This is a genomic window from Rhodovulum marinum, assembly GCF_004343075.1.
GTDB classification, from domain to species: domain Bacteria; phylum Pseudomonadota; class Alphaproteobacteria; order Rhodobacterales; family Rhodobacteraceae; genus Rhodovulum; species Rhodovulum marinum.
The window spans coordinates 184611-204522 of sequence record NZ_SLXP01000006.1 but is presented as its reverse complement, the minus strand read 5'-3'; the positions used below and the strand labels follow the sequence as shown (position 1 = coordinate 204522).

Here is a 19912-nt window from a genome sequence, read left to right as displayed (position 1 = left end):
GAGAGCCGAGCCATGGCAATCACCGCGAGCATGGTGAAGGAGCTGCGCGACAAGACCGGCGCGGGCATGATGGACGCCAAGAAGGCGCTGACCGAGAACAACGGCGACATGGAGGCCGCGGTCGACTGGCTGCGCACCAAGGGTCTGGCCAAGGCCGCCAAGAAATCGGGCCGCACCGCCGCCGAGGGCCTGGTGGCCGTCGAGGTCGAGGGTGGCAAGGGGGTCGCCGTCGAGGTGAACTCGGAAACCGATTTCGTCGCCAAGAACGCCGAATTCCAGGGGATGGTTGCCCAGATCGCCAAGGCGGCGATGGGCGCGTCGGATGTCGAGGCGCTGAAAGCGGCCGACCTGGGCGGCAAGAGCGTCGCCGACACCATCACCGACAAGATCGCCACCATCGGCGAGAACATGACCCTGCGCCGCATGGCGACGATCGAGGGCGAGAACGTGGTGTTCTACATCCACAACGCCGCCGCCCCCGGCATGGGCAAGATCGGCGTGCTGGTGGCGATGACCGGCGGTGACGAGGCCTTCGGCAAGCAGGTCGCCATGCACGTGGCCGCCGCCGACCCGCGTCCGCAGGCGCTGAATGCCGACGATCTCGATCCCGCGATCGTCGAGAAGGAACGCCAGGTCCAGATCGACATCGCCCGCGAAAGCGGCAAGCCCGAGCAGGTCATCGAGAAGATGATCGAGGGCCGGATGAAGAAGTTCCTCGCCGAGATCACGCTTCTGAACCAGGCCTTCGTGGTCAATCCCGACCTGACCGTGGAACAGGCCGCCAAGGAAGCCGGCGCCACGATCACCGGCTTTGTCCGGCTCGAGGTGGGCGAAGGCATCGAGAAGGAAGAAGAGGATTTCGCCGCCGAGGTCGCCAAGGCGGCCCAGGGCTAATCCCGGCGAACATACGCCAAATCCGAAGGGGGCGGTGCGGGCAGGGGCCCACACCGCCCCTTTTTCGTGCCGGCGATGAACCGGCTGTGGGCGAAACGAAATGGGGCGGCGTGACCACCCCTCGGCCACACCGCCCCGATACTTCCCACGTTCCCCCCGCAAAGAGGTCGAGCCGCGCGAAGTGGTGCACAGGAACGCTCCGAATATAGGCCGCCCCTGCGGATCCCGGATCACCGGGGGATGAACACGCCATCGGAAATCGCCTGGTCGCGCCCACCCAACGTTCCCTGGCCTAAGGCCACCACTCACGGAACAGGCAAAATGTTGCCGATTAACGCAGGGTGACGAAAGTAAGGGAATCCCTACTTTCGCATAAAAAACGCCTAGGTGTGTGCACCGCGAATCGTATGGGCCCTCAGGGCCGCGCGCTGAAGATCTGGTTCTGGAACCACGCTTTCAGCACCGCCTGCGCCGTCGTTTCGACATCCAGCGTCTCGCGTGCCAGCCGCAGGTGCTTTTCCACGGTGGCCGGCGTCACGCCCAGGATCGTGGCGATGTCCTGCGCGGTCTTGCCATCGCCGACCCATTCCAGCACCTCGCGCTGGCGCGGAGTCAGCGGCGGCCGGGTCGAGCTACAGGGCAGGTTCTGCACTTTCAGATGCATCACGTCGTTCATCAACAGGATTTCGCTGCCATGCCTGTCCCACATCGCATCGACCGCATCCTGGTCCATTCCACAGCGTGCCACCAGCCCGATCGCCCCCTTGGCGCGGACGGAAATATCCGAAAAAGCAATCGAGTAGCCGGCACTCATGCCCATGGAACGGTTGAATTCCACGACGCGCACCTCGGCCGGCGTCAATTCTCCGCGGGCATAACGGTCCTTCAGTTCGCGCCAGCTGCACGCTCCCTCGTGCTCGGCCGCCCAGCGCACCATCGGCGCATCGCGATACATCCCGTCGTCGATGAAGGTGCGCATGTAGTCTTCGCTCAGGTTGGACAGCACGAAAAAGTCGTCCCTGTCGCCGAACGAATTCGCGGTGCGGAACCGGGTAAAGCCATAGATCAGCCGGTCGAACCCGAACTCGGCCATCTTGCGGGTATGCAGAGACCACAGCTCCTCGACGGTTCGCGTCGCGACGATGGCTCGAACATGATCGAGCGTCATGGCGCCTCCATGCGTTTCGGCAGGCCATTCCAATACGCGACGACACGCCGTTCTGTCGAGAGGATGCGCCGGCCTGCGCGGCGGGCACATCCTGTGAAAGCTGAGGGGAAGCATGAGAAGCCTGGATCAAGGCGTTGAAAACCCGCCGGTATGCGCGACGCTCCCGCAAGGGTGCCGCTGGGCCATTGCATCACGCCTTTACATAATACTGATTATCGGCATCACGTATAGTGCCCCATCGGCGTTAAGCGCCTGGAAAGGCTGATCGGTTAACCTTGACCGCGGTGCGTCCCGCCAAGGAGACCCGACATGGCCACCCCGTCCCGATCCCCCCGTCCCGCCGCAGGCTGCAACGGCACATGCGCCGACTGCCATCACGCAGCGCACCCGTCCGAGGAAATCGACGCGCTGCATCTCACGCCGCTGGCCATCGTCCGGGCCGAGGTTCTGGCCGCGGTCGACGAACTTCTGGAAACCTTTCACGCGCGCGGCTGATCCTCAGCCCAGCGCATAGCCCGCGCCGCGCACCGTGCGCACCGGGTCGTCGCCGCCTTGCTGGCACAGCGCTTTGCGCAGCCGTCCGATATGAACGTCGACCGTGCGCGTGTCGACATAGATGTCGCGCCCCCAGACCCGGTCCAGCAATTGCTCGCGGCTCCAGACCCGGCCGGGTTTCTCCATGAAGGTCGACAACAGCCGGAACTCGGTCGGCCCCAGCTTCAGCGGCTTGCCCGAGCGGAACACCTTGTGCGTCTCGGAATCCAGAACGATATCCTCGAATTCCAGCCGCTGGCCCACCGCCGCGGGCCGCGTCCGGCGCAACAGCGCACGCACCCGTGCCATCAGCTCGACCACCGAATAGGGTTTCACGACATAGTCGTCGGCGCCGGTCTCCAGCCCCCGCACCCGGTCCACCTCCTCGGCGCGGGCCGACAGCATGATGATCGGCAGGCTGCGCGTCTCGCTGCGCGTCTTCAGCTGGCGGCAGACCTCGATCCCCGACACCGATGGCAGCATCCAGTCCAGCACCACAAGGTCCGGCGCCAGTTCGTCGACCAGCATCAGCGCCTCGTCGCCGGTTTCGGCGCGGGCGACGCGGAACCCCTCGGCCTCCAGGTTGTAGGCCAGCACCTCGCGCTGCGCGGGCTCGTCCTCGACGATCAGGACTGTGGGCTGTTCGGCGGGCGACATCGGCTCAGACCTTCGGCGCTTCGATCGCGGTGCGATCGGCCTTGGGCCGGTCGTCCTCGGGCATCTCGCCGGTCACCAGGTAGATCACCTGTTCGGCGATCGAGGTGACGTGGTCGCCCATCCGCTCGATGTTCTTGGCGATGAAATGCAGGTGCATGCAGGCGGTGATGTTGCGCGGATCCTCCATCATGAAGGTCAGGAACTCGCGGAACAGCGCGTTGTACATCTGGTCGACCTCGTGGTCGCGCAGCCGCACGTCCTCTGCCAGTTCCGCATCGCGCTGGATATAGGCGTCCAGCGCATCCTTCAGCATGCCGCCCACCGCCATCGACATCCGCCGGATCGCCCCCGAGGACCCGTCGATCGGGGCCATCTGCAGCAGAACGCCGGTCCGCTTGGCCATGTTCTTGGCGTAATCGCCCACCCGTTCCAGGTTGGCCGAGATCTTCATCACCGTCAGAACGGTCCTCAGATCGCCCGCCGAGGGCTGGCGCAGCGCCAGCATCCGCGCGGCCTCTTCGTTGACGCGCTCTTCCAGCTCGTCGACGGCGCTGTCGTTCGCGCGCACGCGCTCGGCCAGTTCCTCGTCGCGGTTCTCCAGCGATTGCGAGGCCTCCAGAATCGCGGTCTCGACCATGCCGCCCATCTTCATGATGAGCGCCTGGATCGCCTCGAGATCGCGGTCGTAGGACTTGACTATATGACGGTCGGGCATGGGCAATTCCTTCTCAGCCGATCCGGCCGGTGATATAGCTTTCGGTGCGCGGGTCGCGCGGGTTGGTGAAGATCTGCCCGGTCTCGCCGAACTCGACCAGATTGCCGAGATGGAAAAACGCGGTCTTCTGGCTGACGCGCGCGGCCTGCTGCATGGAATGGGTCACGATCACCACCGAGTAATCCTGCCGCAGCTCGTCGATCAGTTCCTCGACCTGCGCCGTCGCGATCGGGTCGAGCGCGGAACAGGGCTCGTCCATCAACAGCACCTCGGGTTCGGTCGCCACCGCGCGCGCGATGCACAGCCGCTGTTGCTGGCCGCCCGACAGCCCGGTGCCCGGCGCGTCCAGACGGTCCTTGACCTCGTCCCAGATGGCGCCGCGGCGCAACGCGCGTTCCACGATCTCGTCTAGTTCGGCGCGCGACCGCGCCATGCCGTGGATCTTGGGGCCGTAGGCCACGTTGTCGTAGATCGACTTGGGGAACGGGTTCGGCTTCTGGAACACCATGCCCACCCGCGCGCGCAGCTGCACCGGGTCGACGCGGGGGTCGTAGATATCCTCGCCGTCCAGCGTGATCCGGCCCTCGACACGACAGACGTCGATCGTGTCGTTCATCCGGTTAAGGCAGCGCAGGAAGGTCGACTTGCCACAGCCCGACGGCCCGATGAAGGCGGTGACGGTCTTGTCCTCGATATCCACGTCCACGCCCTTGATGGCGTGGGAGTCGCCGTAGAACACGTTGACCCCGCGGGCCGAGAATTTCACCTCCTGGGTCAATGTTTGCCTCTTCGTCAGTGGATTGTCGTACATCTTAGGGGTCCTTTCGCGGCCCTACCAGCGGCGCTCGAAGCGGCGGCGCAGCAGAATGGCGATGATGTTCATGGTCATCAGGAAGACCAGCAGGATGATGATCCCGCCCCAGGCGCGTTCGTAAAAGGCCGGGTCGGCGCGTTTCGCCCATTCGAAGATCTGCGCGGGCATCGCCGAGTTCGGGTCCAGAAAGCCCGAGGCCACCCCGTCGGGATAGTTCGACGCGATATAACCCACCATCCCGATCAGCAACAGCGGCGCGGTTTCCCCCAGCGCCTGCGCCAGCCCGATGATCGTGCCGGTCAGGATGCCGGGCATGGCCAGCGGCAGCACGTGGTGGAACACCGCCTGCATCTTGGACGCCCCAACCCCCAGGGCCGCGTCGCGGATCGACGGCGGCACCGATTTCAGCGAGGCCCGCGTCGAGATGATGATCGTGGGCAGCGTCATCAGCGTCAGCACCAGCCCGCCCACCAGCGGCGCCGATTGCGGCAGGTGCATCACCTGGATGAACACCGCCAGCCCCAGGATACCGAACACGATGGACGGCACCGCGGCCAGGTTCGAGATGTTGACCTCGATCAGGTCGGTGATCCGGTTCTTCGGCGCGAACTCCTCCAGGTAGATCGAGGCCGCGACCCCGATCGGCAGGCTGAGCAGCAGCACCACCAGCATCATGAAGAACGAGCCCAGCATCGCCACGCCCATCCCCGCCTGTTCAGGCCGCGCATCCGATGCGTCGGGGCCGGTGATGAAGGCCAGGTTGAACCCCTTGGCCACCACGCCCGCCGCGCGCAGCTCGTCCACCAGGTCCAGGTGGACGGCATCCAGGTTCTTGTCGCGGGCGATCGACTCGCGGCTGACCCGCCCCTTGAGATAGCCGTCGACCCGGCTCGAGGCGATCAGCTTGACCGTCACCGTCTGGCCGATCAGTCCAGGATCGGAGAGCACCATGTCGCGCAACGTCGCCGGCGCCCCGTCCGAAAACAGGTTGTCCAGGTCCGAGGAAAACCCCTTTACCTTGGCCCCGGCCAGCGGCGTCTCGATATCCAGCCGGTAGATCTCGCGCAGGATCGCCTCGCGGATCAGCGGCTTGTAGGCGAATGTCTTGACCGATTTGATCGTCTCGATATCGCCGGTGCCGTTCTTGTCCAGAACGTCCTGCCGGAACTCGATCGGCAGCGTATAGGCGGTTTGCTGGAACGCCCCTGCCCCGTTCATGAAGATCGAGATCATCAGCGCCGCCAGGAAGAACAGCCCGATACCCACCGCGATCAGCCCGTACAGCCGGAACCGCGCCTCGGCGGCGTTGCGGCGGCGGGTGCGCGCATCGGGTTCCAGCAGCGAACCGGTGGCACCGGTGGCCGCGGGGATCGTCGCGTCGGTCATTCGTACTGCTCCCGGTACTTGCGCACGATGTAAAGGGCAAAGACGTTCAGCCCCAGCGTGATGACGAACAGCGTCATGCCCAGGGCAAAGGCCACCAGCGCCTCGGGGCTGGCGAAATCGGCGTCACCCGTCAGCTGGCTGACGATCTTGGCGGTCACGGTGGTCATCGCGTCGAACGGGTTCATCGACAGCCGCGCCGCCGCCCCGGCGCCCAGCACCACGATCATCGTCTCGCCGATGGCGCGCGACGCCGCCAGCAGGATCGCCCCCACGATGCCCGGCAGGGCCGCGGGCAGCACCACCTGTTTCACGGTTTCCGACCGTGTGGCCCCCAGACCCAGGCTACCGTCACGCATCGACTGCGGCACCGCGTTGATGATGTCGTCCGACAGCGAACTGACGAAGGGGATCAGCATGATGCCCATCACCAGCCCCGCGGTCATCACCGCCGTGCCCGCCTGCATGATGCCCACGCCGTCGGCGCCGAACACCCGTATCAACAGCGGCCCCACCGTCAGCAGCGCGAACAGCCCGTAGACGATGGTCGGGATGCCTGCCAGCACCTCGATCAGCGGCTTGGCGATGGCGCGGGTATGGCCCGAGGCGTATTCCGACAGGTAGACCGCCGCGAACAGTCCGATGGGCACCGCCACCGCCAGCGCGATCAGCGAGATATAGAACGTGCCCCACAGCAGCGGCAGGATCCCCAGCTCCGACCCGCCGCCGAAACTGGGCGCCCAGGTCGTGCCGAAGAAGAAGTCGCGCGCCGGGTACAGCTTGAAGAACTCGATCGTGTTGAACACCAGCGACAGCACGATGCCGATCGTCGTCAGGATCGCGACCGTCGCGGCGAAGATCAGCAGGTAACGCACCGCGGTCTCGACCACGTTGCGCGCGCGGAAGTCGGCGCGCGACCGCGCGATCCCCAGGCCCGCCCCCCCCAGCGCCGCGGTCAGCACCACCAGCGTCATCGCCAGGTGCCCGCGCGCGGCCAGCGCACGGTAGGCCTGCGCCGCGCGCAGCACCTCGGGCCCCACGTCCGAGCCCAGCGCAACGCCGACCGCGCCCAGCCGGTTGCGCACGTCGGTCAACTCGCTGCGCATATGCGCCGCCTCGTCCGCGGTCATCGCCCCCGCCGCCACCGCGACATCCAGCCCCTCGGCCACCCGGCGCACATCGCTCATCACCAGCGCGCGCGTGCTCGACTCCGCGATCGCGGTTTCGGGCAGCTTGGCGCTGATCCTATTCTCGATCACCAGCGGCTGGATCAGGACCCAAAGGCACAGGATCGCAAAGGCCGGCACCAGCGTCAGCAACGCGACATGCGCCCCGTAATAGGACGGCAACGAATGCAGCACGCGGCTATCGCCGCCGGCCAGCCGCAGCGCCCTGCCCCGCCCCGCCACATAGCCAGCCACGGCCAGGCCAAGCACGATCAGCACGAGCCAGAATAGGGGCATGTCCGCTCCGTGTTCAGGAAAATCCGCCCGGTCAGGGCAAAAGACGGGCGGCCCGCAGGGGCCGCCCGCCGATCAGCGCCGGGGCGCTCAGTTGCTCATGGTCTCTTCGCCGGCGATCTTGGCTTGCGTCGCGGCCAGTTCCGGGTCGGCCACCAGGCCGTATTCGGCCAGCGGGCCGTCGGGGCCGGCGATCTCGTCGGCGACGAAGAATTCGGCGAATTCCTTCAGGCCCGGGATCACGCCGATATGCGCCTTCTTGATGTAGAAGAACAGCGGGCGCGAGACCGGGTATTCGCCGGTGGAGATCGTCTCGGTCGAGGGCGCGACGCCCGACATGGTGGCGACTTTCAGCTTGTCGGTGTTGTTCTCGTAGAACGCCAGGCCGAACACGCCGACGCCGTTCGGGTTGGCGTCGATCCGGGCCAGCGTCTCGGTGTAGTCGCCGTCGATATCGACCGACAGACCGTCGGTGCGCACCGCGATGCAGGCGTCCTCGGCGTCGTCCTCGGACATGCCGGCGGCGACCATCGCCTCAAGCGCGCCGGTGGCTTCACAGCCCGCCGCCAGAACCTTTTCCTCGAACACTTCGCGGGTGCCGTGCTTGGTGCCGGGGATGAAGGCGGCGATTTCGGCGTCCGGCAGATCGGCGTTGAAGTCCGACCACTTGGTGTAGGGGTTGTCGACCAGTTCGCCGTCCTTGACCACCTTGGGCGCCAGCGCGTTGTACCAGTCGGCGGGCTCGAACGCGGTGAAGGCCGGGCCGTTGATCTGGCTGGCGAAGACGATGCCGTCATAGCCGATGCGGACCTCGATGATGTCGGTCACGCCGTTCTCGGCACAGGCCTTGATTTCCTTCTCACGGATCGCGCGGGACGCGTTGGCGATGTCGATGGTGGTCTCGCCCACGCCTTCGCAGAACCGCTTCAGGCCGGCCGAGGACCCGCCCGATTCCACGACCGGGGTCGGGAAGTCGAAATTCTCGCCGAACAGCTCGGCCACGATCGAGGCATAGGGCAGCACGGTCGAGGACCCGGCGACCTGGACGTTGTCGCGCGCGGCGGCGGCGGTGGCGGAAACGGCAGCGATCGCCAGCGCGGAGGCGGTCAGTTTCGCAAGGGACATGGATAGCTCCTGGTTGGTTGTCCTGGCCGCGTGTCGGGCGGCCTCGGGGCGCGTCCTATTAACCTCGGGCCAAGCTTTTGTGACAGTTGTGTAACGGTTTCATGACAGCCCGCGCCCCGATCCGCCCCGTCCCGGCCCGGCGCCCCGGTGCGCCGACGCCTGTACCGGGGTCAAGCCACTGGCAACATGACGGAAAACGTGCTGCCCTTGCCCGGTTCGCTGTCGATCCGGAACCGCCCGCGATGGCGGTTCACGATATGCTTCACGATCGCCAGGCCCAGACCGGTGCCGCCCATCTCGCGCGACCGGTGGCTGTCGACCCGGTAGAACCGCTCGGTGAGTCGCGGGATGTGCACCGGGTCGAACCCCTCGCCCCGGTCGATCACATCGATGCGCACGCCGGGGCCGCGAAACGCCAGTTCGCGCGGGCTTTCGGTCATCTCCACCCGCAGAACGCCACCGGTGCCGCCATACTTGATGCCGTTCTCGATGAGGTTGTGAAACACCTGGGTCAGCTGGTCGGCATCGCCCAGCACATGCACCGCGCCCTCGGCGCCCTCCAGAACCATCTCGACCCGCGAATCGACGGCCAGCGGGCGCAGCGCCTGAACCGAACTGCGCAACAGCGCCGCGACGTCGACCCGCTTCTCGGGGCGCATCCGTTCCTCGGCCTCGACCCGGCTTAGCGACAGAAGGTCGCTGACCAGCCGGTTCATCCGCTCCGCCTCGCGGCCCATGATCTCCAGGAACCTTTCGCGCGCGGCGGCATCCTCGCGCGCGGGGCCCTTCAGCGTCTCGATGAATCCCAACAGCGCGGTCAGCGGCGTCTTCAGTTCGTGGCTGACATTGGCGACGAAATCGCGGCGGATCTGGCCCATCTGCTCGCGCTCGGTGATGTCGGTGAACACCACCACCACCCCCTGCCCGCCATCGCTGCCCAGGGGGCTGGCGATCACGTCATAGGTCGCCTCGCGCGCCAGATCCGTGGTCAAATACCGGGCCTTACGCGCCTGCCGCAGGCGCAGCGCCTCCTCGACGCAGTCCAGAAGCGCGGGCTGGCGCAGCACGGTCACGTAATGCCGCCCCGTGCCGGCTGCGCCGAACATCGCCGCGGCCGAGGCGTTCATCGCCTTCACCCGTTCGTCTCGGTCGACGATAAGCGTGGGCAGCGGTACGCCTGCGATGATCGAGGTGACAAGATCGGCCGGCATGGGCGATGCTCCGGACAGGGGCTGCGACGCTGGTCTCAGCGGGCGTTGTTACGAAAAAGGCGACGTTACGGAAACTCAGTCGTATCGTGATACGGAATTGCCTGCGGGCTTAATTCAAAATATAAACGAGCCAGTAGCACCTGACTGAAAATGCAGGTTGACACGTTTTGATTGATTCGCGGCGCAGCGTCTACAAGCTGGTCGTGCAGCGGAGAACCTGGGATGGAGCACCGCCAGATTCACGCCGACACTGCGGTCTGCCGCCAGATCGGCCCGTCGTTGGCACTTATGGTCGGGTTTCATCGCGACGAACGGCCGGAACTTGGCATGCCGTTTGCCGGCGCACGCTGCGAAAGCCTGCCCTATGCGTTGCTGCACGCGGCGCTGGCCTGCGCACCGGCGACCGACTACGTCGTTTCGCCGCTTTTGACCGAACAGTTCGACGCGCTGGACCTTGCGGTGCAACTGGCGCTTGCGGGCTATCGCGGGCGCTATATCGTCGTGACCCCGGCCCTGCCCGAACCCGACATCATCCGCGAAGAGATCGAGCAGCTTTGCCCCGGCCTGACGGTCGAACTGATTCCCCGCGCCCGAATCTAGCATTCCGCCTCCGCGGCCTCCCGCGCCGACGCCAGCCCCGCATCGACCTCGGCGATCAGCGCGTCCAGCGGCTCGATTCCCACCGACACCCGGAAGAACCCCTCGGATATTCCCAGCGCCGCGCGCGCCTCGGACGTCAAGGCCCGGTGCGAGGACGAGGCCGGATGCGACAGCGTCGTCGCCACGTCGCCCAGCGTCGGCGCAAAGGCCAGTCCCGGACAGGCACGGGTAAAGGCATTGGCCGCGGCCCGACCGCCTTCCAGTTCGAAACTCAGCATATTGCCGAACCGCCCGGCCAGAAGCGCGCCGGCCCGATTGTGGTCGGGGTGGTCGGCGCGGCCGGGATACAGCACGCGCCGCACGCCCGGCTGCCCCGCCAGGTGATCGGCCAGCCGCGCGGCGGTCTCCTCGGCCCGGTCATAGCGCAGCTCGAAGGACAAGAGCCCCCGCTCGGCCAGCCAGCAGTCAAACGGGCTGGCCGTCGTGCCCCAGGTCGTCGCCGCAACCTTCATTGCCGCGTTCAGTGCCGGGTCGCGCGCCACCGCATAGCCCAGCGTCGCATCCGCATGGCCCGCCAGCAGCTTGGTCACCGAATGGATCACGATATCGGCGCCATGCGCCAGCGGCCGGATCCCGCGCGGCGTGGTAAAGGTGTTGTCCACCGCCAGAAGGATGCCGCGCGCGCGCGCCAGCCGCGCGATCCCGTCCAGGTCGGCCACCCGCAGCGTGGGGTTGGAAACGACCTCGATCAGGATCAGCCGCGTCTCGGGGCGCAGCGCCGCCTCGATGGCGGCCAGGTCGGTCGGGTCGGCCAGGCTGGTCGTGATGCCGAAGCGCGGCAAATCCTCGGACAGCATCCGCAGGCTGCGCCCGTACAGCTGATCGCCGCCCACCACGTGATCGCCCGCCTTCAGCGCGGCCAGCATCGCGATGCCCACCGCCGCCATCCCCGACCCGGTCACCACGCCGCCCGTCGCACCTTCCAGACGGTCGATCATGCCTGCCAGCACATCGGCATTCGGATGCCCCTCGCGCGCATAGACATGGCCGGGCACGCGGCCCTCGTATTGCGCGTCCAGCGTGTCGGGATCGGGCGAGACATAGACGACCGAGGGCTGCAGCGGGCTGACCAGCGGGCGCACCTGCGAGGCGGGCCAGGCCGGGCGGCGAAGGGTCGGGTCGGTCATCGTTACTCCGGTCGCATATTGGTTCAGGAACTTGGCGGGAAGGCCCTTGCAGGACGTCGTCGCGTCACGCCACCGTCAGGCCATCGCGGTAACGGCGCATGTTTTCCTGGTAGTGGCGCGCGGATTTGCGCAGGCTCGCGATGGCGGCCTCGTCCAACTGGCGCACCACCTTGCCCGGGCTGCCCATCACCAGCGAGCCGTCGGGGATCTCCTTGCCCTCGGTGATCAGCGCACAGGCCCCGATCAGGCAGTTCTTCCCGATCTTCGCCCCGTTCAGGATCGTGGCCCCCATGCCCACCAGCGAATTCTCCCCGATCACGCAGCCATGCAGCATCGCCTTGTGCCCGATGGTGCAGCCCGCCCCGATCACCAGCGGATAGCCCATATCGGTATGGCAGACGGTGTTTTCCTGGATGTTCGTCCCCGCCCCCACCGTGATCGGCTCGTTGTCGCCGCGCAGCGTCGCGCCGAACCACACCGACGCGCCCGCCTCCAGGATCACCTTGCCGATCAGGTTGGCGTCGGGCGCGACCCAGAAATCGCCATCCTCGGGCAGGGCCGGTGCGATGCCGTCAAGCGTGTACAAAGTCATGGCAGGGCCTCGAATTCGGCCTGCAATGCGCGCACATGCTCGGTCAGGCCGGGCTGCTGGCTGCGCCGCAGGCGGGTTGCGGTCAGGATGGTCTTCAGCTTTTCCTCGGTGGCGTCCAGGTCGTCATTGACCAGCACGAAATCATAGCCATCCCAGTGGCTTATCTCGTCCCAGCTTTTCTGCATCCGCTTGGCGATGGTATCCGCGTTGTCCTGGCCGCGCGCCTCCAGCCGGCGGCGCAGCTCCGCGATCGACGGCGGCAGAAGGAAGATCGACAGCGTGTGCTGCCCAAGCGCCGAGTTCCGGATCTGCTGTGCCCCCTGCCAGTCGATATCGAACAGCACGTCGCGCCCGTCCTCGATGGCGGCGCGCACCGGCCCCTCGGGCGAGCCGTAGAAATTGCCGAAGACAAAGGCATGTTCCAGCATCGCGCCCCTGGCCACCTCGGCCTTGAAGGCGGGTTCGGTCAGGAAATGGTAATCCTGCCCCTCCACCTCGCCCGGGCGCGGCGGGCGCGTGGTGGCCGATACCGAGAACACGATGCCCGGATCCCAGTCGCGCAACCGGCGCGCCAGCGTCGATTTCCCCGCGCCGGACGGCGAGGACAGGATGATCAAAAGGCCGCGGCGGTCGTCCATCGCCTACTCCACGTTCTGCACCTGCTCGCGCATCTGGTCGATCACGTGCTTGAGATCGAGCCCGATGCGGGTCAGCGGGGTGGCTTGGGATTTCGAACACAGGGTGTTGGCCTCGCGGTTGAACTCCTGCATCAGGAAATCCAGCTTGCGGCCCACCGGCCCGTCCGCGTCCAGCAGCGCGCGCGCGGCCTCGACATGGGCGGCCAGCCGGTCAAGCTCCTCGCGCACGTCCGCCTTGACCGCCAGCATCGCCAGCTCCTGCGCCACCCGGTCCGGGTCGGCGCCTTCGGAATTGTCCAGCACGCGCGCAAGGTTCGCCTTCAGCGTCTCGGCCACCTGCGCGCGCCGCGCTTCGGCCTCGTCGCGCGCGGCCCCGGTCAGTTCGGCGATCTCGGCCAGGTGGTCGCGCAGCACCGCCTCCAGCGCCTCGCCCTCGGCGGCACGCATCGCCACGAAGGCGTCGATCACCCCATCGAGGTCGGCCAGAAGCGTGGCGATCAGCGCCTCGGTCTCGGCCTCGGGCAGGCTCGCGTCGGCCACGCCCCGCAGGGACAGGATATCGGTCGCCGTCGGTGTGGCCAGGCGCAGGTTGTGTTCCGCCGCCGCGGCCTCGACCTGCTTGATCATGGTGATCGCCGCCTCCAGCGCCCGCGGGTCCAGCGCCACCGCGCCCCCCGCGCCCGCCTCGCGCGCGATCTTCAGCCCCAGCGTCACGCTGCCGCGCGCGATGCGTCGCTGCACCGCCGCCCGCGCCGCCTGCTCCAGCCCGGGCAGCCAGTCGGGCAGGCGCAACCGCAAATCCAGCCCCTTGCCGTTGACCCCCCGCAGCTCCCAGGTCCAGGCATGGCCGTGCCCCTGCCCGCTTTGCGCGGCGAACGCGGTCATCGAGTTAGGCATCGTCGTTAACCATCGGTAAAGACTTTCCTCTGACTCGTGGCGATTTTGTGGCATTGTCGTGCCCGTGAGGGGCTGTTCCGCACTAGCACTTCCCGCCGGGGTCGACAACGCCCGGCGGCGGCGTCGGACGGCTTGGGTTGGTGTGGACCGAGGTGACGAGATGTCCGAGAACGACAAGAGTCTGAGAGCCGCCGTCATCGCGCTGGCGGGGTATCGCGGGGGCAGCGGCCTGGCCGCACTGGACGTGATCGAATCCTATTGGCGCGGCCTTCTGGAACAGCAGGGCGTCGCGCCCAGCCGGGCCGAACTCGACCCGCGCGGCTTCTCCAAGGCCCTGTCGAACTGCTTCGTGGCCGAGGCGATCACGCCCCGCCACCTGCGCCTGCGCCTGACCGGCCAGCACCTGGGCGAGGTGATGGGCATGGACATGCGCGGCATGCCGCTCTCGGCGCTGATCCTGCCCGACTCGCGGCCGCTTCTGGAACGGATGCTGGGCGATGCGCTGGCCGGCCAGGCGACGCCGCTGCGGATCAACCTGTTCGCCCCGCCCCGTTTCGGCCATCCGGCGCTTTACGGCGGCATGGTGCTGTTGCCGCTGCGCAACGAGGCGGGCGCCCCGCAGCGCATGCTGGGCGGCTTCGCCACCGTGGGCAAGCCGGGCCGCGCACCGCGCCGGTTCCGCATCCTCGGCGCCGCCGAAAGCGACCGTCCGACCGCCACCGTGACCGGCCGGCCGCAACTGCAGGTGATCGAAGGCGGGCTTTCGGGCCGCGCGTGACCCGTCATCATCCAGCAAAAGACAAGGCAAAAGAAGGCGGTTAGGCCGCCTTCTTCACGCAGTCAGAGATCAAAGCGCCGCCGCGGCGGCCGCATCGCCATTCCGGTTGGCCAGTTCCTCGGCCACCAGGAAGGCCAGCTCCAGCGCCTGGCTGGCATTCAGCCGCGGGTCGCAGGCGGTGTGATAGCGCGAGGACAGGTCCTCGTCGGTCACGGCCCGCACCCCGCCGGTGCATTCGGTCACGTCCTTGCCGGTCATCTCGAAATGCACGCCGCCCGGGATCGTGCCCTCGGCCGCGTGGACGGCAAAGAATTCCTGCACTTCGCGCAGCACCGACTCGAACGGGCGCGTCTTGTATCCGCTCGCCGACTTGATCGTGTTGCCGTGCATCGGATCGCAGGTCCACACCACGTTCGCGCCCATGTCGCGCACGACCTTGATCAGCCGCGGCAGGTGGTCGCCCACCGTGCCCGCGCCGAACCGCGAGATCAGCGTCAGCCGCCCCGGCACGTTCTTGGGGTTCAGCGTCTCGATCAGCGTCCTCAGGTCGTCCTCGCTGATCGAGGGGCCGCATTTCAGCCCGATCGGGTTCATCACCCCCTTGCAGAATTCCACATGCGCGCCGCCGATCTGCCGGGTGCGGTCGCCGATCCAGATCATGTGACCCGACCCCGCGATCCAGTTGCCCGATGTCGAATCCACCCGGCACAGCGCCTCTTCGTATTCCAGCAGCAGCGCCTCGTGCGAGGTGAAGAAATCCACCACCGACAGTGAATTCATCGTGTCGCCGTTCACGCCCGCGGCCGTCATGAAGGCCAGCGTGTCGCTGATCCGGTTCGCCATGTCGCGGTATTTCTCGGCCTCGTCGCTGTCGGTGAATCCCAGCGTCCAGGAATGCACCCGGTGGATATCGGCGAACCCGCCCTTGGAGAACGCGCGCAACAGGTTCAGCGAGGCCGCGGCCTGGGTATAGGCCTGCAACATGCGGTTCGGGTCGGGGATGCGCGCCTCGGGCGTGAACTCGAACCCGTTGATGATGTCCCCGCGATAGCTGGGCAGTTCCACGCCGTTCACCACCTCGGTCGGCGCCGAGCGCGGCTTGGCGAACTGCCCGGCCATCCGGCCCACCTTGATGATCGGCAGCTTGGCGCCATAGGTCAGCACGACGGCCATCTGCAACAGCACCTTGAAGGTGTCGCGGATCGTGTCGGCCGAGAACTCGCTGAAACTCTCGGCGCAATCGCCGCCCTGCAGCAGGAACGCCTTGCCCTGGGCCGCCTCGCCCAGCTTGGCGGTCAGCTTGCGCGCCTCGCCGGCAAAGACCAGCGGCGGATACTTGGCCAACTGCGCCTCGACGGCGGCCAGCGCCTCGGCATCCGTGTAATCGGGCATCTGCACCCGGGGCCGGGACCGCCAATCCGATTTCTGCCACGTGGTCATCGTTCTCGCTCCGCAGGTCGTCGTCTTTCGATGCGGCCTTATAGGGGCAAGCGCCCGCGCCTGCCACCGCAAATCCCGGCCCCGGCGTCCGCTTGGCCTTGATCCGTCCGGGCAAACCTGTTTTCGCTGTCCGGACAGCACGCGCGGAGGGACATTTGGCGGAACGCGCCCGGGAATCCGACCTCATCGAGGTGGCCGCCGATGGCAGCCGCCCGCAGGATCTGGTGTTCGTGCTGCTCGACCAGTTCACCATGCTCAGTTTCGCGGGGGCGATCGAACCGTTCCGCATCGCCAACCGCATGTCGGGCAAGACGCTTTATCGCTGGCGCCTGGCCGGCGAAGGCGGGGAATGGGCGACCTGCTCCAACGGCACGCAGGTGGCGCTGGATATCGACCTGGGCGATCTCGGCCGCGACGAGATCGTTCTGGTCTGCGGCGGCTTGAACGTGCAGGCGGCGACGACCCGGCGGCTGGTGGGCTGGCTGCGGCGCGAGGCCCGCAAGGGCCGCGCCATCGCGGGGCTGTGCACCGCCGCCCATGCGCTGGCCCGCGCCGGGCTTCTGGAAGGGCGGCGCGCCACGATCCACTGGGAAAACCAGGACAGTTTCCTCGAGGAGTTCCCCGAGATCGAACTGACCAAGTCGGTGTTCGTGGTCGACGGCAACCGGATGACGACGGCGGGCGGCACGGCCTCGATCGACCTTGCGCTGACGATGATCGCCGAGACCCATGGCGAGGACCTGGCCAATGCCGTGGCCGACCAGCTGATCTATTCCTCGATCCGCACTGACCAGGACACCCAGCGGCTGTCGATCCCGACCCGGATCGGGGTGCGCCACCCCAAGCTGTCGCAGGTGATCCAGGTGATGGAAAAAAACCTCGAGGACCCGATCTCGCCGGCGATCCTGGCCCGCGACGTGGGCATGTCCACACGCCAGCTGGAACGGCTGTTCCGCCGCTACCTCAACCGCTCGCCGAAACGCTATTACATGGAATTGCGGCTGTCCAAGGCGCGCAACCTGCTGATGCAGACCGACATGAGCGTGATCAACGTGGCGCTGGCCTGCGGCTTCGCCTCGCCCAGCCATTTCTCGAAATGCTACCGGGCGCATTACAACACCACCCCCTATCGCGAACGCGGCAGCCGGGGCGGGCGTGGCGGGGCGTGATCCGGGATTTTCGGGGCACGCCCGTGTAGCGATGTCGCCAGGGGGGGGCGCTGCCCCCCGGCCTTCGGCCGCCCCCCGGGATATTTCACGCCAGAAGAAGGAGGATGCTGCTTCTTCTGGCTGAAAATATCCAGGCACCTAGTCGGGCAGGAGCCGGTAGAGCGCGCCGTTGGTCACGCTGAGAAACCAGATCGTCCCGTCGGGCCCTTCGGCGATGTCGCGCACGCGGCCGGTTTCGGGCGCCTTCAGGCGCTCTTCTGCGAAGCCGGTCTCGGGGTCCAGCCGCGAGATCAGGCCGAATTTCAGGCTGCCCGAGAAGATATCCCCGCGCCAGTCGGGCCAGAGCGCGCCGGAATAGACCATCATCCCCGAGGGCGCGATCGACGGGTCCCAGTAATGCGCGGGCTGTTCCATCCCCGGCTTGACGGCGCCCTCGCCGATCTTGCGCCCCGAGTAATGCCGGCCATAGGAAATCACCGGCCATCCGTAATTGGCGCCCTTCTCGATGCGGTTCACCTCGTCCCCGCCGCGCGCGCCATGTTCGTTCACCCACAAGGTGCCGTCGGGGCCGAGCGCCGCGCCCTGCGGGTTGCGGTGGCCATGGGACCAGATCTCGGGCCGTGCGCCGTGCTGGCCGACGAAGGGGTTGTCCGCCGGCACCGACCCGTCGCGGTTCAGCCGCAAGACGGATCCCTCGTGGCGCGCCAGGTCCTGCGCCGCGGGCCGGTCGCCGCGGTCGCCCACGGTCAGGAACAGGTATCCCCCGGGTCCCTCGACGATGCGCGAGCCGAAATGCCGCCCCCCCGACGATCCGGGCGCGATCTCGAAGATCTCGCGGAACCCCTCGAGCCGGGTGGCGTCCGCCGACAGCCGGCCCACGCCCAGCGCGGTGCCCTCGCCCCGGCCCTGTGGTTTGGCGTAGCTGAGGAAGACCTCGCGGGTTTCGGCGAAATCGCGCGGCACCATCACGTCCAGCAGGCCGCCCTGCCCGACCGCCGCCACCCGGGGCACGCCCGCCACCTCGCTCGCCCGGCCGTCCGACAGGTGCAACAGCCGCCCGCCGCGCTCGGTCACCAGCACCCTGCCGCCGGGCAGGAATCCGATCGCCCAGGGTTCGTTCAGCCCGCTGGCCAGGGTCTCGATCCGCAGCGGTCCGGCCGAGCTGTCCAGCGCGCGGACGGGCAGCGCGGCGAGGCCCAGCAGCAGGGCCGCCATCGCAACGCGGGCAAGGGCGGATGTCGCAACAGGTGTCATGGTGGCAAAGCTAGGGCGGGCCCGCACAGAGCCAAGCCCGCGCGCCCCCGGCGCCGCGCGGATGCCCTTCCCTTTTCCGGTCGCCGCCACTAGGCTGCGCCGCGGATTTCGTTCCAACACGGGAGTTGAACCATGAAAAAGCTGCTTATGGCCACCGCGGCCCTTGGCCTGATGGCCGGCGCGGGCACGGCCGAAGAGGTCAAGATCGGCGTGCTCGCGGCCTTTACCGGGCCGCTGGAATCGCTCGCGCCCCCGATCGCCGACGGGCATGAACTGGCCCTGAAGGAGGCCAGCGAGTCGGGCCTGTTCCTCGGCGGCAGCACGATCACCGCGATCCGCGGCGACTCGACCTGCGTCGATGCCGCCGCCGCCACCGCCGCGGCCGAACGGCTTGTGACCTCGGACCGGGTCGCGGGGCTTCTGGGGCCGATGTGCTCGGGCGCGACGGGCGCGGTGGTGCAGAACGTGTCGGTGCCCAACGGCATCGTGACGATCTCGGCCTCGGCGACCTCGCCGGCGCTGTCGACCATCGAGGATAACGGCCTGTTCTTCCGCACCGCGCCGTCGGATGCCCGCCAGGGCGAGGTGATGGCCGACATCATCCTGGAAAAGGGCATCGATACGGTCGCGGTCAGCTACACGAACAACGACTACGGCAAGGGCCTGGCCGACAGCTTTGCCGCCTCCTTCGCCGAGAAGGGCGGCACCGTGACGCTGAACGCCGCGCATGAGGACGGCAAGGCCGATTACGCGGCCGAGGTCGGCGCGCTGGCCTCTGCGGGCGGCGACGCGCTGGTCGTGGTGGGCTATGTCGACCAGGGCGGGTCGGGCATCGTGCAGGCCGCGCTGGATACCGGCGCCTTCGACACCTTCGTGTTCCCCGACGGCATGGTGGGCGACGCGCTGGTGGCGAATTTCGGTGCCGATATCGACGGCTCGTTCGGCCAGAACCCCGCCGCGCCGGGCGAAGGCCGCGACATGTTCGCCGCCATGGCGACCGAGGCCGGGTTCGACGGCAGCTCGGCCTTCTCGGCCGAGGCCTATGACGCGGGCGCGCTGATGGTGCTGGCGATGCAGGCGGCCGGGTCGGCCGATCCGCAGGTCTACAAGGACAAGATCATGGACGTGGCCAACGCCCCGGGCGAGCCGATCCTGCCCGGCGAACTGGCCAAGGCGCTGGAAATCCTCGCGGCGGGGGGCGACGTGGATTACGTGGGCGCCTCGGCGGTGGAACTGATCGGCCCCGGCGAGGGCGCGGGTGCCTATCGCGAAGTCGCCTTCGAGGGCGGCGAACTGAAAGTGGTGGGCTACCGCTAGGCCGCGGCCTGGCATCCCATTTCGAACCAAAGGGCGGCCCGGGGCTTTTCCGGGCCGTTTCTTTCCGCTAAGGACGCGC

General features: G+C 67.5%; 20 protein-coding genes. 6 read left to right on the top strand and 14 right to left on the bottom strand.

All coding sequences use genetic code 11. The features are described from left to right. Positions 1-12: 12 nt before the first annotated feature. Positions 13-894 (top strand): translation elongation factor Ts, encoded by an 882-nt coding sequence (gene tsf, locus EV662_RS11250; RefSeq protein WP_132462263.1) that lies wholly within the window; start codon positions 13-15, stop codon positions 892-894. 415 nt (positions 895-1309) lie between these two features. Here the strand turns inward: tsf and EV662_RS11245 are convergent, their stop codons facing one another. After that, a complete protein-coding gene (locus EV662_RS11245; RefSeq protein WP_132462261.1) occupies positions 1310-2062 on the bottom strand; it encodes a LuxR family transcriptional regulator in 753 nt (250 codons plus the stop codon). 309 nt (positions 2063-2371) lie between these two features. Here EV662_RS11245 and EV662_RS11240 point away from each other — a divergent pair, with 309 nt between their 5' ends. Then, on the top strand, positions 2372-2557 hold the full coding sequence (locus EV662_RS11240) for a hypothetical protein (RefSeq protein ID WP_132462259.1): 186 nt from the start codon (positions 2372-2374) through the stop codon (positions 2555-2557). 3 nt (positions 2558-2560) lie between these two features. On the opposite strand, the gene phoB is transcribed toward EV662_RS11240, so the two are convergent. From phoB to EV662_RS11205, 7 genes are all read right to left on the bottom strand, one after another. Further along, a complete protein-coding gene (gene phoB, locus EV662_RS11235; RefSeq protein WP_132462257.1) occupies positions 2561-3253 on the bottom strand; it encodes a phosphate regulon transcriptional regulator PhoB in 693 nt (230 codons plus the stop codon). A gap of 4 nt (positions 3254-3257) precedes the next feature. Further along, entirely contained in the window at positions 3258-3968 is a 711-nt protein-coding gene (gene phoU / locus EV662_RS11230) for a phosphate signaling complex protein PhoU (RefSeq protein ID WP_132462255.1), read from the bottom strand. Between the two features lie 13 nt (positions 3969-3981). Beyond that, positions 3982-4779, bottom strand: a complete 798-nt coding sequence (gene pstB / locus EV662_RS11225; RefSeq protein WP_132462253.1) for a phosphate ABC transporter ATP-binding protein PstB — start codon at positions 4777-4779, stop codon at positions 3982-3984. Positions 4780-4800: 21 nt separating this feature from the next. Continuing rightward, a complete protein-coding gene (pstA, locus tag EV662_RS11220; protein WP_132462251.1) occupies positions 4801-6168 on the bottom strand; it encodes a phosphate ABC transporter permease PstA in 1368 nt (455 codons plus the stop codon). Next, the gene (gene pstC, locus EV662_RS11215; RefSeq protein WP_132462249.1) at positions 6165-7628 is read right to left on the bottom strand and encodes a phosphate ABC transporter permease subunit PstC; all 1464 of its coding nucleotides are present in this window, start codon (positions 7626-7628) and stop codon (positions 6165-6167) included. Before pstC ends, pstA begins: the two co-directional genes overlap by 4 nt. Before the next feature lie 87 nt (positions 7629-7715). Continuing rightward, positions 7716-8750, bottom strand: coding sequence for a substrate-binding domain-containing protein (locus EV662_RS11210; RefSeq protein ID WP_132462247.1), 1035 nt, complete (start codon positions 8748-8750; stop codon positions 7716-7718). Positions 8751-8920: 170 nt separating this feature from the next. Further along, positions 8921-9961 carry a sensor histidine kinase gene (locus EV662_RS11205; RefSeq protein WP_132462246.1) on the bottom strand — a complete coding sequence of 347 codons (1041 nt, stop codon included), beginning with the start codon at positions 9959-9961 and terminating at the stop codon, positions 8921-8923. A gap of 222 nt (positions 9962-10183) precedes the next feature. On the opposite strand from EV662_RS11205, the gene EV662_RS11200 reads away from it, so the two are divergent. Further along, positions 10184-10561 (top strand): hypothetical protein, encoded by a 378-nt coding sequence (locus tag EV662_RS11200; protein ID WP_132462245.1) that lies wholly within the window; start codon positions 10184-10186, stop codon positions 10559-10561. Here the strand turns inward: EV662_RS11200 and EV662_RS11195 are convergent. From EV662_RS11195 to EV662_RS11180, 4 genes are all read right to left on the bottom strand, one after another. After that, the gene (locus tag EV662_RS11195; RefSeq protein WP_132462244.1) at positions 10558-11748 is read right to left on the bottom strand and encodes a trans-sulfuration enzyme family protein; all 1191 of its coding nucleotides are present in this window, start codon (positions 11746-11748) and stop codon (positions 10558-10560) included. The genes EV662_RS11200 and EV662_RS11195 overlap by 4 nt on opposite strands. A 64-nt stretch (positions 11749-11812) precedes the next feature. Further along, complete coding sequence (locus EV662_RS11190; RefSeq protein WP_132462243.1) at positions 11813-12340, bottom strand: gamma carbonic anhydrase family protein; 528 nt, start codon at positions 12338-12340, stop codon at positions 11813-11815. Next, complete coding sequence (gene gmk / locus EV662_RS11185) at positions 12337-12978, bottom strand: guanylate kinase (protein ID WP_132462242.1); 642 nt, start codon at positions 12976-12978, stop codon at positions 12337-12339. The genes EV662_RS11190 and gmk overlap by 4 nt, the downstream gene beginning before the upstream one ends. A 3-nt stretch (positions 12979-12981) precedes the next feature. Beyond that, on the bottom strand, positions 12982-13863 hold the full coding sequence (locus EV662_RS11180) for a YicC/YloC family endoribonuclease (RefSeq protein WP_243695827.1): 882 nt from the start codon (positions 13861-13863) through the stop codon (positions 12982-12984). A 172-nt stretch (positions 13864-14035) separates the two neighbouring features. Between EV662_RS11180 and EV662_RS11175 the strand changes: the two genes are divergently transcribed. Further along, positions 14036-14653, top strand: a complete 618-nt coding sequence (locus EV662_RS11175; protein WP_132462240.1) for a PAS domain-containing protein — start codon at positions 14036-14038, stop codon at positions 14651-14653. A gap of 69 nt (positions 14654-14722) precedes the next feature. Here EV662_RS11175 and EV662_RS11170 read toward each other — a convergent pair whose 3' ends face one another. Continuing rightward, positions 14723-16093, bottom strand: coding sequence for a class II 3-deoxy-7-phosphoheptulonate synthase (locus EV662_RS11170; RefSeq protein WP_132462239.1), 1371 nt, complete (start codon positions 16091-16093; stop codon positions 14723-14725). A 251-nt stretch (positions 16094-16344) separates the two neighbouring features. Here EV662_RS11170 and EV662_RS11165 point away from each other — a divergent pair, with 251 nt between their 5' ends. Next, on the top strand, positions 16345-17262 hold the full coding sequence (locus EV662_RS11165) for a GlxA family transcriptional regulator (RefSeq protein ID WP_132462334.1): 918 nt from the start codon (positions 16345-16347) through the stop codon (positions 17260-17262). Between the two features lie 138 nt (positions 17263-17400). Here EV662_RS11165 and EV662_RS11160 read toward each other — a convergent pair whose 3' ends face one another. After that, positions 17401-18516, bottom strand: coding sequence for a PQQ-dependent sugar dehydrogenase (locus EV662_RS11160; RefSeq protein WP_425057007.1), 1116 nt, complete (start codon positions 18514-18516; stop codon positions 17401-17403). Positions 18517-18648: 132 nt separating this feature from the next. On the opposite strand from EV662_RS11160, the gene EV662_RS11155 reads away from it, so the two are divergent. Continuing rightward, a complete protein-coding gene (locus EV662_RS11155) occupies positions 18649-19833 on the top strand; it encodes an ABC transporter substrate-binding protein (protein WP_132462238.1) in 1185 nt (394 codons plus the stop codon). Positions 19834-19912: the final 79 nt, after the last annotated feature.